This window comes from Holophaga foetida DSM 6591 (genome assembly GCF_000242615.2).
In the GTDB taxonomy this organism is placed as follows: domain Bacteria; phylum Acidobacteriota; class Holophagae; order Holophagales; family Holophagaceae; genus Holophaga; species Holophaga foetida.
The window spans coordinates 606918-619515 of record NZ_KI912269.1; the positions used below are offsets into that span (position 1 = coordinate 606918).

The following is a 12598-nucleotide window of genomic DNA, read 5'->3' on the forward strand; positions in this document are numbered from 1 at the left end:
TAGGAGGGATCATGGATCTTCAGCCTGACGTGCAAGAACGCCTGATGAAGGAGCATTTCGAGTTCCGCAAGTTGATGGAGGAACACCGGGCCGCGGATGAGCGGTTGCACTACCTCCAGAACAAGATTCGCCTGACTGCCCGGGAATCCATCGAGGAGGTCGAACTGAAGAAGGCGAAGCTGCGCGCAAAGGAACGCATCTACCACATCGTGGACGAGTTCAACAAGACCCGCGGCCAGTAGTACCCAGGAAACCAGCGTCTCCGAAGATTGGCCCCGGACAAGTCCGGGGCCAATCTTTGGTGGGGTTAGAAATTTTTTCAGACACAGGCGATGTTTTATTAATATCACGCAGCTTTTCCCCGCCTCGCCCCCCCTGATATGACCAGTGACAGGCATCGAATTTTTGCATCACCATACAAGATGCATCATATTGTTAAACAACAGCTTAACCACAAATGAGAGGCATGTCGCACCCCCTCCAAGGGGGCACGGGGCAGAGGATTTGCAGCCTTGATCATGCTGATTGCTTTTCCAAATAACCCTCGAATCACCGAAAAACGACCGGGCATGAAAGCAGAGTCTAAAGCGACCTTATCCACATGCAAAACTTCTACTTGTGCCACACCTGAAGATCCCGTTCGCCCCTCGACCCCACCGAGTGACCGGCATCACAAGCAAGGTTGTGATAATTATTAAATACACAACACGAGAGCCCTGAGCAGACCAGGAATTGCATAGTTTAATCATTTTTTTGTTCCTGATTCACCCTGGGCCCCCATTGACGGTGTTCCAGGAAATCGGGATGATGACTCCTGTCACAGATGCATGGGACAAGTTTGGTGGGTTTGGGCATGGTTCTCGAACGAATTTCCCTCCTGAGGAGCCTTGAAGCGCAAGGTTCCCAGGGTGATTTCCATCCCGCACCATCCGCCTCCTCCCTGGATTACCGGGGAGTGCAGGGCCAAGGTCCTCGAACCTATCCCCGTTGAGACTGGAATGCGATTCGCTCTCTCAGCGCATGGAGGAATTTTGACCGGAAGAGAGTTCAACGAGTGCAGGTCCTGAGGTGCCCCGAAGCACCTCGACCGCTTCGAATCTGTGATTCAAACAAGTCGTGTCAACCCGCTCTTTTAAAGGAGTAACAATGAGAAGCTACAAGAACATCGCCGTCATCGGCGCTGGTCTGATGGGTTGTGGCCTTGCGCAGGCTTTCGCCTACTGCAAGGACATGAAGGTCATGCTCCAGAGCCGGGCCACCCCGGCCGACGAGGTCTTCAAGCGGATCGATTCCAATCTGAAGCCCCTCCTCGACAAGGGTGTCTTCACCCAGGCCGAGGCCGATGAGATCAAGAGCCGCATCCACCCCATCAACAACATGGCCGAGGCCGTGAAGGATGCGGACTTCGTCATCGAGTGCGTGGCCGAGGACATGGAGATCAAGCAGAACCTGTTCCGCGATCTCGAGGCCCTCACCAGCCGCGAGTGCGTCTACGCCACCAACACCTCGGTGATGAGCCCCACCGAGATCGCCCAGAAGATGACCCACAAGGATCGTCTGGTGGGTGCCCACTTCTGGAACCCCCCCTACCTGATCCCCCTCGTCGAGGTGGTGAAGGCCGCCGAGACCTCCGAGGAAGTCATGGACTACTCCATGGAGATCTTCCGCCGCATCGAGAAGCGCCCCATCCGCGTGAACAAAGACGTCCCCGGCTTCGTGGCCAACCGTCTGCAGCACGCCCTCTGGCGTGAGGCCATCTCCATCGTGGAGCGCGGCATCGCCGACGCCGCCACCGTGGATGAGGCCATCAAGAGCAGCTTCGGGATGCGCCTGCCCCAGCTCTCCCCCATGGAGAACTCGGACATGGTCGGCTTGGACCTGACCCTCCAGATCCACAGCTACATCCTGAAGTACATCGAGAGCTCCACCGAGCCCTCCCCCCTCCTCAAGGAGAAGGTCGCCAAGGGCGAGCTGGGCTTCAAAGCCAACGGCAACGGCTGGCAGCAGTGGACCCCCGAGACCATGGCCGCTTCCAAGAAGAACCTGTCCGAGTACCTGATCAAAGTGATCTACGGCAAGTAGATCGAATTCCCACCAAAGCCAATCCCTTTTTGGAGGTCCCACCATGGGAAAGAAAGTTTTTGTTGACCTGAGCCACCCCTTCTTCGGCGACATGCCCCTCTGGCCCTACTTCGCCAAGCCCGAGATTGCCCCTATGCACAGCATGGCCAAGGGCGGCGTGCTCACCCAGATGATCAAGTGCACCATGCACACCGGCACCCATGCTGACGCTCCCCGCCACGTCATGGAGCGCATGTTCGACGGTCGCCGCGCCCTCTACTCCCATGAGCTCGCTGTCGACGCCTACGCCGGCGACGCCGTCTGCCTCGACGTCCGCACCAAGGACTGGCAGCTGATCACCGCTGCCGACCTGGAAGATGCCGTTGCTCGCGTCGGCATGAAGCCCGAGGAGCTCAAGGGCATGGTGCTCTGCCTCCGCACCGGCATGCACCTCAAGTTCGACGACAGCAAGGATTACTACCACTACTCCCTCGGCTGCGGCCTTGAGGCCGGCAACTGGTTCGTCAAGCACGGCGTGAAGTGCGTCGCCATGGACCAGCAGGCCCTGGATCACCCCCTCCACACCTCCATGGGCAACAACGGCACCCGCATGAAGCTGGAAGGCTACAGCGGCAAGACCCTGATCGAGGAGTTCATCGAGAAGTATGGTGAGGAAGCCTACGCCGAGTTCGACAAGGAGACCTACATCAAGCTCCACGGCAAGGCCAAGTACGACGAGAAGTTCGGCCACCTGGAAGCCATCGGCTGCTACGGCACCTGGGAGCCCTGCCACAAGCTCATGCTCGGCAACGGCATCACCGGCGTCGAGAACCTGGGCGGCAACCTGGACCGTGTGGTCGGCAAGCGCTTCCGCTTCCTGGCCTTCCCCATCCGCTGGCACCTGGGCGACGGTTCCATGGTCCGCTGCGTCGCCGAGATCGACGAGGACGATATCGTCCCCAACGTCCCCGAGCGCACCTACAAGTACGGTGCCATGTAAGGTAGATGCAATCCGATGATTTACTGAGGAGTGGAGGCGACTGCGAAACGTAACGAAACGTTCGCGGAGACCTCCACTCCTTTCTTCGTTGCACGTGCAACGCCATCCCCAAAAGGAAGGAATACTCGAATGAGAGAAGTCGTAATCGTTAGCGCAGTCCGCACTGCCGTCGGCAGCTTCAATGGCACCCTGGCCAACATCCCTGCCGCTGAGCTCGGTGCCATCGCAGCCGCCGAAGCCATCAAGCGCGCCGGTATCGACAGTGCCCTGGTCGACGAACTTCTTTGCGGCAACGTCATCGCCGCTGGCCTCGGCCAGAACATCGGCCGTCAGGTCGCCATCAAGGCCGGCCTGCCCGAGACCGTCAGCGCCATGTCCCTGAACAAGGTGTGCGGCTCCGGCCTGCGCGCCATCAGCCTCGCTGCCCAGATCATCAAGGCCGGTGACGCCGATGTGATCGTGGCCGGTGGCACCGAGAACATGAGCCAGGGCCCCTACGTGCTTCCCAAGGCGCGCTTCGGCTACCGCATGGGCAACGCCACCATGATCGACGCCATGGTGAATGACGGCCTCACCGATGCCTTCAGCGGCGTCCACATGGGCATCACCGCCGAGAACATCGCCGCCAAGTGGAACCTCACCCGCGAGGAGCAGGACCAGTTCGCCGTTCGCAGCCAGAACCGCGCCGAGGCCGCCATCAAGGCCGGCAAGTTCAAGGACGAGATCGTGCCTGTCATGATCCCCCAGAAGAAGGGCGATCCCCTCGCCTTCGACACCGACGAGTTCCCCCGCGCCGGCGCCACCTATGAGGCCCTGGCCAAGCTGAAGCCCGCGTTCAAGAAGGACGGCACCGTGACCGCCGCCAATGCCTCTGGCATCAACGATGGCGCCGCCTTCGTGGTGGTCATGTCCAAGGAGAAGGCCGATGCCCTGGGCCTCAAGCCCCTGGCCAAGATCGTCTCCTACGCCTCCGCCGGTCTGGACCCCCAGATCATGGGCTACGGCCCCGTCCCCTCCTCCAAGAAGGCCCTGGATAAGCTCGGCATCAGCGCCAAGGACCTCGACCTCGTGGAGGCCAACGAGGCCTTCGCCGCCCAGTCCCTGGCCGTCTGCAAGGACCTGGGTCTGGACCCCGAGAAGACCAACGTGAACGGTGGCGCCATCGCCATCGGCCACCCCGTGGGCGCCTCCGGCGCCCGTATCGCTGTCACTCTGATCCACGAACTGCGCCGTCGCAAGGGTAAGCTTGGTCTTGCCACCCTCTGCATCGGCGGCGGCCTGGGCACTGCCCTGGTCATCGAAGCCTGCTACTGATTCCACCCAACCCTCCCCATTTTCGAGGAAAAAACCATGTCCGATCTGTCCAACAAGGTCATCCTTACCGTCGCCCACACCGGCGCCTGGCCCAAGAAGACCGACACCCCCTACGTGCCCCTGACCCCCCGCGAGATCGCTGATGACGTGATCGCCTGCGAGAAGGCCGGTGCCTCCGTCTCCCACATCCACGTGCGCGACGACAACAGCATCGCCTGCATGGACTTCGACAAGTTCAAGGAGACCGTGGACCTGATCCGCGCCGCCAAGAGCAACATGGTCCTGAACCTGACCACCTCCGGTGGCCTGGGCCTGACCGACGAGATCCGCCAGAAGCCCTTCGTTGAACTGCGCCCCGAGATGGCCTCCTACGATTGCGGCACCATGAACTGGCAGCACACCGGCATCTTCGAGAACAGCCCCCGCTTCCTCGAGTCCACCGCCGTTGCCATGCGTGAGTGCAACGTCAAGGCTGAGATCGAGATCTTCGACATCAGCTGGATCTACAACGCCACCTACCTCCTGAAGAAGGGCATCCTCCAGGGCCCCCAGCACTTCCAGTTCGTCCTCGGCGCCGCCAACGGCATCCCCGCCACCGTCGAGAACCTCTGCATCCTGCTTCGCAACCTGCCCCAGGGTCAGGGCCACACCTGGTCCGCCTTCGGCATCGGCCAGATGCACCTGCCCATCATCGCCGCTTCCATCGCCCTGGGTGGCCACGTCCGCATCGGCATGGAGGACAACATCTTCCTGTCCAAGGGCGTGCTGGCCAAGTCGAATGTCGAGTTCGTCGAGCGCACCAAGAAGATCATCGAAGCTCTCGGCAAGGAAGTCGCCACCCCCGACGAGGCTCGCCAGATCCTCGGCCTCAAGAAGTAGTAGACCGAAAGCTGCCAACAAAACGGCCCTGGATTCCTCCGGGGCTGTTTTTTAGCCCCCCATCGCGGGACACCTGTCCCGGAATAGGGAAAGCAGTTGACACGCAGTAGCCTGACGCGTAGCGTAAATCCCATACACGTATACTCTTGAGCGGCTCTAACTCCATCAGGCTGAGCCTTTCACATTCAACACGAGCTCTGTCCACTCAGGGCCTTTGACATTTTTATCCACCACAGGAGGCAATCATGAAAGTAATGAAATGGTCCGAAGGCGATGTGTACGAAGGACCCGGACACTTTGGCTGCTGGGGCATCCATAAGGCTCTGCTGGGCCGGGACACCAACAACATGACCATCAACGTCTCCCAGTTCATCCCCGGTGGTGGCTGCGAGATGGGCGCGGGCCCGATCGAGAAGTACTACCATGTGCTGGAAGGCACCCTGATCATCAAGACCCCTGCCGGAGACGTCTTCACTCTGGAGAAGAACGACGGCATCTACATCGGCCCTGGTGAAGAGCGGGCAATGGAAGTTCCTGGCCCCAACCCCTGCACCCTGCTGGTTGTCATCACCAAGCCTGTCTGATCTCACCACAGCAGGATGGACTGGCGGGACACTCCCCGGAGTGTCCCGCTTTTTGTGTGGTTGACCGGGCCACGCACCCATGGGTCAATGGATCGAAGGGGAGGGAGCTTGGCAGCGAAACGCGGCAAGGGCAGGCAGAAGCCCCTCGGGAAACGGATTCTCAAATACAGCATCTGCGCCATCTTCGGATGGTTTGCACTGACCTTTGCGATGGCCCTGTTCTACCGCGCCGTCCCGGTACCCTATTCGGCCCTGATGGTGGAGCGGGAGCTCAGCTCATGGTTCTCCGGCAAGCCCCATGAAATCCACCATGACTGGGTGGCCCTGGATTCCATCCACCCCAATATGGGTCTGGCGGTCATCGCCGCCGAGGACCAAAACTTCGCGGAACACTTCGGATTCGACTGGAAGGCCATCGAGAAGGCCATGGCCCACAACGAGCGCAGCAAACGCAAGCGGGGCGCATCCACTCTGTCCCAGCAGACCGCCAAGAATATCTTCCTGTGGGAGTCCCGCTCCTGGGTACGCAAGGGCTTCGAGGTCTACTTCACCCTGCTGATCGAGACCACTTGGTCCAAGAAGCGGATCCTGGAGGTCTATCTGAACAGTGTCGAATTCGGGGATGGCATCTACGGTGTCGAAGCGGCCTCCCAGCACTTCTTCCGCAAACCTGCAAAAGCCCTTCGTCCCAGTGAGGCGGCTCTCCTGGCGGCGGTGCTCCCCAGCCCCAGGCGGTACAAAGCGAACGCCCCCAGTAGCTACGTCCGGATGCGCCAGAGCTGGATCCTGAACCAGATGGGGAATCTCGGCGGCGCCGGATACATCAAGGAACTCTAGGACCGGCTGGCCAGGAGATGCCCGATGGCCACGGCCGCCGCGTCGGAGGCATCCGCCGCCAGGGGCTCCTTCAGACTCAGGAGGACCTGCACCATCTTCCCCACCTGGGTCTTGTCGGCCCAACCGTAGCCACTGACAGCCTTCTTCACCTGCATGGGGTTGTAGTCTCCCACCGGGAGACGATGGAGTCCTGCCGTGAGAAGAATTCCCCCCCGGATCTGGCCCAGTTTGAGGGCCGTGGCGGCGTTCTTCTCAACAAAAGGGGATTCCACGGCCATGAACTGGGGGTGGTGCCTCTCGATGGCCTCCGAGAGACGGAGGTGGATGCCCAGGATCCGCTGGTCAAAATCCGCCCCACGAGCGGAACGGATCACCCCCGCCTCCACCAGTTCAAGCCGGGAACCGAACCGGGACACAACGGCCCAACCGCAGGCCAGAGAACCAGGATCGACGCCCAGACAGAGAACCGGCGCAGACGGAGTTTTAGGGGGCATCCGGATCAGAGCCGCTCGATACGGACTTCCACCTTGCCCGGCTTGGACTTGGGGGGAGCGGATTCGACGGCCTCCCGGCGAGGCTCTGGAGCCTCCCTGCGAGGGGACTCGGAGTTCTCACGCCTGGCAGGATGCTCAGACCGGCGGGGTTCCGCAGCCCTCTCCGGGCGGGGGGCAGGGGGAGCCTTGGGTGCCGGAGCAGCCTGAGCAGCCTTCCCTCCCCAATGGACGCCCACCTGCTTGACGCGATCCACCAGCCGCTGGGGTTCCAGCACCTGGAGACCATCACCGAACTGCATGCACCAGCGGGCGATGGCCCGCAGGTCCGTGGCGGTGAAGGACACCAGAGCCTTGCCCTCCTCCTGGTCCTGGATCGTGAATTCCGGGAAGGGGGTCGGGGCCTGCTTCACGGCGAAGATCCACTGCTTGAGCAGGGTGGCCTTCACCTGGATGGGCTCGCCACCGAGCCAACCACCGATCTGGTTGGCGGCAACCCCCTCCTTGTAAGGGCCCTGGGCCGAACGCCCAACGCCCTCCACCACATTCACCTCGGCCAGCAGGTCCAGGCGGTGGTGGCGCTCGGCGTTGTAGCGACGATCCCAGCCCCAGACAAACCAAGCCTGGTTCAAGGCCTCGAAGGAGAGCTGCCTGGGTTCAAAGGTGCGGGGCGGATTGGTCTCCGCATCCAGGAAGAGCAGCTCCACGGCATTGCCCCCCTGAATGGCTCCAAGAAGGATCTGCGCGTGGGCAGGAAGAGCCAGATCAGTGACAGGCGCAGCGACCGCAGCCTCGACAGCCTCCTCAAGCTCCTTCTTGGCGGACTTTCGGGGCCTGGCAGGCGCCTTCCGGGCCTTGGGAGCGGGAGTTTCTTCCACGGGCGTCGCTTCCACCACCGGGCTCTCTGTGGCGGGCTCGGGGGTCGAGGTTTTCTTGGTACTCCGGCGTGGGGCCATAACTGGGATCTCCGTTCTCATCATCGCCCCAGGGAGCGCGGACGTCCATCCCGCGGGGCATCGATTAGGGGGTTATTCTTCCTCGGCGGCGGCGGATATGACCGGCACCACCTGTTTCTTGCGGGAAACAACACCATCCAGATGCACACGGCCATCCTCGGTTTCCATCCGGAAGGCCTTCCCCACCAGATCCCGGTCCTGGCCCGTGAAGAGGACCTCAGAGCCCTGGCTCAGGATATCCGTCACGAGGAGCATCAGTAAGTTGTATCCTCCCTGGACGCAGTACATATTCATGTATTCAATCAGTTCTTCCCTGACGTCCTCCAACCCGGAATCGCCCATGGTGTAAACCTGGGCGATGGCGATCTTGTGGCGGGTGAAGCGGAACTCCTTGATGTCCTGGGTGAGGATCTCCTGGGGCGTCTTGCCGACGAGCGTGGAACCGGCCTTGAACATCGCGAGTGCAAAATCATTAATATTAATGGCAGCAATATCGGCCAGACGCTCGGCCGTGAGCTTGTCCGTGTAGGTGCTGGTGGGGGACTTGAACTGGATGGTGTCGGAGATGATGGCGGCGCAGAGAATGCCCGCAATGCTCTTGGTCGGACGGATGCCGGCCTCGAAATAGAGATTGGCGATGATCGTCGAGGTGCTTCCCAGGGGTTCGTTCTTGAAATAGATGGGATTGGCGGTCTGGATATCGCCCAGGCGATGGTGATCAATGATCTCGAGGATTTCAGCCTCCTCGATCCCGTGGACCGTCTGGCTCTTCTCATTGTGGTCCACCAGGATGACCTTCTTGTTCCGGTAGGAGATCAGGTGGTACCGGGAGATGAAGCCCTGGATGACATTGTTGTCATCCACCACCGGGTAGCTCCGGTACCGGGTCTTGAGCATCTTGTCCTTGATGTCATCCACGTAGTCGTCCACGTTGAAGCTGATCAGGTTCCCGTTGGACATGACGAAGCTCACGGGGATGCTCAGGTTGATGAGGCGCGCGGCGGTGAAGGTGTCCGCCTGGGTTGTCATGACCACGCAGCGATGCTCCTCCGCGGCCCGGAGCACTTCGTCCGCCACCGAGGTGCCACAGGTCAGGATCAGGCAGTTGGCGCCACAGGCCATGGCCTTCAACTGGGCGTCGATGCGGTTCCCGGCGATGACGATATCCCCCGGGTCCACAAAGGGTTGCATGTCATCGGCCTGGGCCGCCGCGATGGCGATCTTGCCCACGGGGTTGAAGTCCTTGGCGCTCCCCCACACCAGCTGGGCACTGAGGGTCTCCACCACGTTGGCGAGGGGCGTCTGACTGGCAGCGATGGGGTTGTTGTCGATGGCATCCAGGTACCGGGTGGTGATGTCCGACACCGTGAGCAGACCCATGAGCTTCTGATGATCATCCACCACCGGAAGGGTCTTGACGTTGTGCTTGCGCATGATGCGCCACGCCGCTTTCACGGAGATACCAGGGCTCACGGCATTGGCCGGATCCATGTCCAGATCGCAGACCTGGGTCTTGACCGTGACCAGGTTCTCCGGGGCCTTGACGCCAAAATGGTTCAGCACGAAGGCCGTCTCCCGATTGACCTCCCCCAGGCGACAGGCCAAAGCCTGGACCCCGAGCTTCTTCTTCAGCTCAGCGTAGGCAATGGCAGCACAAATGGAATCCGTGTCGGGATTCCTGTGGCCGGTGATGTAAACGACGGGTTCCATATGCACATCCTGTAATAAAACTGCAGGAGGGAACGATCCTAGCACGGGCCGGTATCAGCTCGACGGGCTCCTGGGGTGCATCCGGTCATAAAGCGCCCGCAACCTGGCTTGGTGGACGTGGGTGTAAATCTGGGTGGTGGAGATATCCGCATGCCCCAGCATGGCCTGCACGGCCCGCAGATCAGCTCCGTGGTCCAGGAGGTGGGTTGCAAAGGCGTGTCGCAGCACATGGGGACTCACCTGGACCGAGGGTATCCCCGCCTTCACGGAGTAGGCCTTGAGGAGACGCCAGAGGTGCTGGCGGCTCAGGGACTCCCCCCGACGGCCGACGAAGAGTTCTCCCCCCTCCGGCTTGAAGCCAGGACGCAAGCGGAGCCAGGTGCGAAGCCAGTGTTCAGCACTCTCTCCGAAGGGGATCAGGCGCTCCTTGCGCCCCTTGCCCATGACCTTGAGGAAGCCCTCATCGAGAAATACAGAGAGGGCCGGGAGTTCCGCCAGTTCGGTCACGCGGAGCCCCGAGGCGTAGAGCAGCTCCATCCAGGCCCTGTCCCGGACACCCAGGGGTGTGTTCACATCCGGAGCCGTCAGCAGGGCCCCCACCTGACTCTCGCTCAGAGTCCTGGGCAGGATCCTTGGGGCCCTGGGAGGCCGCGCCACGGCCTCCGGTCCCGCCCCCCCCTCGCCTTCCATGCGGAGGAAATTGAGGAACTGCCGCAGCGCGGAAGAGAGCCTCGCCACGCTCCGGGCCGCCTTCCCCTCCCCTTGCTGGGAAACCAGGAAACGGGTGATCGAGTCCCGGTCAAGATCGGAGGGAGCCATTTTTTTTTCCACCGCCCAGCAAGCCAGGATGCGCAGATCGGAGAGGTAGGCAGAGACCGTATGGGAGGAAAGGGAGCGCTCCACAGCAAGAAATGTCTGAAATTCCCGTAGGGACCCCCCCCACCCCAGGGTCCATCCTCCTTCGGGTTCAATGACTTCCGGCATTTGACGCATAGCTTTCATCCTAGTCGCTTGGCAGAGCCCCGGGTGCGTGATAGGCTCGCTAAGTTTTGAAGGAGAGCACATGGCTGAGATTCGCAAGAAGGTCATCGCGATCATCGCTGAGCAGTTAGCCAAGCCCGAGGATTCCATCACCGAGACCAGCCACTTTGTGGATGATCTGGGTGCCGACAGCCTGGATACGGTGGAGATCATCATGGCCATCGAAGAAGCCTTCGGGATCGAGATTCCCGAAAGCGAGCAGGAGAAGATCAAGACGGTGGGGGATGCCATCACCTACATCGAAAAGAATGCCAAGGCCTAAGGGTCTAGCCATCTGATCGAAGCGCCGCGATCCCAAAGCTCTGCGGCGCTTCCGCCGTTTCCGACACTTGCAAACCAGAAAACTGGCTCAAGTGAAGGCCCGGAGGCTGCCAGAGCTGAGGGATCCGCCACTCCTCGGAGATGATGCATATGACATCCATCCAGCGCCGCCGCGTGGTCATCACCGGCATGGGTACGGTTAACCCCTGTGGAAACACCGTGGGAGAGACGTGGGAATCCCTCCTGGCCGGCCGTAGCGGCATCGGCCTCATCGACCGCTTCGACACCACCGACTTCACCTGCAAGATCGCGGGCCAGGTCAAGGGCTTCAACCCTGACCTGTCCATCGAGAAGAAAGAGCAGAAGAAGATGGATGTCTTCATCCAGTACGCCATGGCCGCCACCCAGGAAGCCATGATGGATGCAGGTTTCCATGACGTGGAGCTGTCCAAGGCGGAACGGGAGCGTTTCGGCGTCTACATCGGTTCCGGCATTGGCGGACTGGGCACCATCTGGAACGAGGCCAAGGCCTACCGCGGCCCTCGTCGCACCAGTCCCTTCTTCATCCCCAGCCTGATCATCAATCTGGCCGGTGGCAACGTCAGCATCAAGTATGGCCTCCAGGGCCCCAACAGCGCCGTCGCCACCGCCTGCGCCACCGGGACCCACGCCATCGGCGATGCAGCCCGCCTGATCATGCACGGCTATGCCGACCGCATGGTTGCCGGAGGCTCGGATTCGGTCATCAATGAGCTGGGCGTGGGCGGATTCAGCGCCATGCGCGCCCTTTCCACCCGCAATGATGACCCCCTTCACGCCAGCCGTCCCTTCGACGTCGACCGTGACGGATTCATCATGGGCGAGGGCTCCGGCATCGTGGTGCTGGAGGAGATGGAGATGGCCAAGGCTCGCGGCGCCAAGATCTATGCCGAGGTCGCAGGCTACGGCATGTCCGGGGATGCCTACCACATGACCAGCCCCAGCGAAGACGGAGATGGACCACGGCGCGTTATGACCGCCGCCATCAAGGACGCTGGCATCGACCCCAGCCAGATCGGCTACGTCAATGCCCACGGGACCTCCACGCCTGCGGGGGACCGTATCGAGTGTCTGGCTCTGAAGCAGACCTTCGGCGACCACGCCAAGCGGGTCAAGGTCAGTTCCAGCAAGTCCATGACCGGCCATCTCCTGGGCGCCGCCGGCGGCCTGGAAACCATTGTGGCGGCCATGGCCACCTACACCGGGAAGATCCCTCCCACCATCAACGTGGTGAAGCAGGATCCCGATTGCGACCTGGACGTGACGCCCAATGCGCCCGGCAGTTTCGATGGGGAGTACAGTCTCAACAACAACTTCGGCTTCGGCGGAACCAACGGGTGTCTGGTCCTCCGACGCCTCTGATGAGCCCAAACCTGTCACCAACGCCGACCCTCGGGTCGGCGTTTTTTTCGTATTTAAAAACGC

General features: G+C 61.2%; 13 protein-coding genes. 9 read left to right on the forward strand and 4 right to left on the reverse strand.

Translation table 11 applies throughout. The features are described from left to right. Positions 1-11 precede the first annotated feature (11 nt). The 7 genes from HOLFODRAFT_RS0218170 to mtgA all read left to right on the forward strand — a co-directional run bounded on the left by HOLFODRAFT_RS0218170 (position 12) and on the right by mtgA (position 6675). Positions 12-242, forward strand: coding sequence for an HP1242/YdcH family protein (locus HOLFODRAFT_RS0218170; protein WP_005034879.1), 231 nt, complete (start codon positions 12-14; stop codon positions 240-242). Between the two features lie 904 nt (positions 243-1146). Further along, complete coding sequence (locus tag HOLFODRAFT_RS0218180; protein WP_005034876.1) at positions 1147-2082, forward strand: 3-hydroxyacyl-CoA dehydrogenase family protein; 936 nt, start codon at positions 1147-1149, stop codon at positions 2080-2082. A 43-nt stretch (positions 2083-2125) separates the two neighbouring features. Next, positions 2126-3061, forward strand: a complete 936-nt coding sequence (locus tag HOLFODRAFT_RS0218185; protein ID WP_005034873.1) for a cyclase family protein — start codon at positions 2126-2128, stop codon at positions 3059-3061. 129 nt (positions 3062-3190) lie between these two features. Then, positions 3191-4375 carry an acetyl-CoA C-acetyltransferase gene (locus HOLFODRAFT_RS0218190; RefSeq protein ID WP_005034871.1) on the forward strand — a complete coding sequence of 395 codons (1185 nt, stop codon included), beginning with the start codon at positions 3191-3193 and terminating at the stop codon, positions 4373-4375. Between the two features lie 36 nt (positions 4376-4411). Next, on the forward strand, positions 4412-5254 hold the full coding sequence (locus HOLFODRAFT_RS0218195) for a beta-keto acid cleavage family enzyme (RefSeq protein ID WP_005034869.1): 843 nt from the start codon (positions 4412-4414) through the stop codon (positions 5252-5254). A 245-nt stretch (positions 5255-5499) separates the two neighbouring features. After that, positions 5500-5838 (forward strand): cupin domain-containing protein, encoded by a 339-nt coding sequence (locus HOLFODRAFT_RS22295; protein WP_005034867.1) that lies wholly within the window; start codon positions 5500-5502, stop codon positions 5836-5838. A gap of 108 nt (positions 5839-5946) precedes the next feature. Then, positions 5947-6675, forward strand: a complete 729-nt coding sequence (mtgA, locus tag HOLFODRAFT_RS0218205) for a monofunctional biosynthetic peptidoglycan transglycosylase (RefSeq protein WP_005034865.1) — start codon at positions 5947-5949, stop codon at positions 6673-6675. Here the strand turns inward: mtgA and ruvC are convergent. The 4 genes from ruvC to HOLFODRAFT_RS0218225 form a co-directional block, all read right to left on the reverse strand. Beyond that, positions 6672-7169, reverse strand: coding sequence for a crossover junction endodeoxyribonuclease RuvC (gene ruvC, locus HOLFODRAFT_RS0218210; RefSeq protein ID WP_043487096.1), 498 nt, complete (start codon positions 7167-7169; stop codon positions 6672-6674). The two genes, mtgA and ruvC, sit on opposite strands and share 4 nt — an antisense overlap. Positions 7170-7174: 5 nt before the next feature. Further along, positions 7175-8122 carry a helix-turn-helix transcriptional regulator gene (locus tag HOLFODRAFT_RS0218215; protein WP_005034861.1) on the reverse strand — a complete coding sequence of 316 codons (948 nt, stop codon included), beginning with the start codon at positions 8120-8122 and terminating at the stop codon, positions 7175-7177. A 72-nt stretch (positions 8123-8194) separates the two neighbouring features. Continuing rightward, on the reverse strand, positions 8195-9832 hold the full coding sequence (locus tag HOLFODRAFT_RS0218220; RefSeq protein WP_005034859.1) for a putative manganese-dependent inorganic diphosphatase: 1638 nt from the start codon (positions 9830-9832) through the stop codon (positions 8195-8197). 54 nt (positions 9833-9886) lie between these two features. Beyond that, positions 9887-10963 (reverse strand): tyrosine recombinase, encoded by a 1077-nt coding sequence (locus HOLFODRAFT_RS0218225; protein WP_148300533.1) that lies wholly within the window; start codon positions 10961-10963, stop codon positions 9887-9889. On the opposite strand from HOLFODRAFT_RS0218225, the gene acpP reads away from it, so the two are divergent. Continuing rightward, a complete protein-coding gene (gene acpP, locus HOLFODRAFT_RS0218230; RefSeq protein ID WP_005034856.1) occupies positions 10896-11135 on the forward strand; it encodes an acyl carrier protein in 240 nt (79 codons plus the stop codon). The genes HOLFODRAFT_RS0218225 and acpP overlap by 68 nt on opposite strands. Positions 11136-11293: 158 nt before the next feature. Beyond that, a complete protein-coding gene (fabF, locus tag HOLFODRAFT_RS0218235) occupies positions 11294-12535 on the forward strand; it encodes a beta-ketoacyl-ACP synthase II (RefSeq protein WP_026939471.1) in 1242 nt (413 codons plus the stop codon). The last annotated feature ends 63 nt before the right edge of the window (positions 12536-12598 follow it).

What these genes read in the sequence shown, in the direction of transcription:
- HOLFODRAFT_RS0218170 (WP_005034879.1), top strand. Translation starts at nt 12, where the DNA reads ATGGATCTTCAGCCTGACGTGCAAGAACGCCTGATGAAGGAGCATTTC.
- HOLFODRAFT_RS0218180 (WP_005034876.1), top strand. Translation starts at nt 1,147, where the DNA reads ATGAGAAGCTACAAGAACATCGCCGTCATCGGCGCTGGTCTGATGGGT.
- HOLFODRAFT_RS0218185 (WP_005034873.1), top strand. Translation starts at nt 2,126, where the DNA reads ATGGGAAAGAAAGTTTTTGTTGACCTGAGCCACCCCTTCTTCGGCGAC.
- HOLFODRAFT_RS0218190 (WP_005034871.1), top strand. Translation starts at nt 3,191, where the DNA reads ATGAGAGAAGTCGTAATCGTTAGCGCAGTCCGCACTGCCGTCGGCAGC.
- HOLFODRAFT_RS0218195 (WP_005034869.1), top strand. Translation starts at nt 4,412, where the DNA reads ATGTCCGATCTGTCCAACAAGGTCATCCTTACCGTCGCCCACACCGGC.
- HOLFODRAFT_RS22295 (WP_005034867.1), top strand. Translation starts at nt 5,500, where the DNA reads ATGAAAGTAATGAAATGGTCCGAAGGCGATGTGTACGAAGGACCCGGA.
- ruvC (WP_043487096.1), bottom strand. Translation starts at nt 7,169, where the DNA reads ATGCCCCCTAAAACTCCGTCTGCGCCGGTTCTCTGTCTGGGCGTCGAT.
- HOLFODRAFT_RS0218215 (WP_005034861.1), bottom strand. Translation starts at nt 8,122, where the DNA reads ATGGCCCCACGCCGGAGTACCAAGAAAACCTCGACCCCCGAGCCCGCC.
- HOLFODRAFT_RS0218220 (WP_005034859.1), bottom strand. Translation starts at nt 9,832, where the DNA reads ATGGAACCCGTCGTTTACATCACCGGCCACAGGAATCCCGACACGGAT.
- acpP (WP_005034856.1), top strand. Translation starts at nt 10,896, where the DNA reads ATGGCTGAGATTCGCAAGAAGGTCATCGCGATCATCGCTGAGCAGTTA.
- HOLFODRAFT_RS0218225 (WP_148300533.1), bottom strand. Translation starts at nt 10,963, where the DNA reads ATGGAATCCTCGGGCTTGGCTAACTGCTCAGCGATGATCGCGATGACC.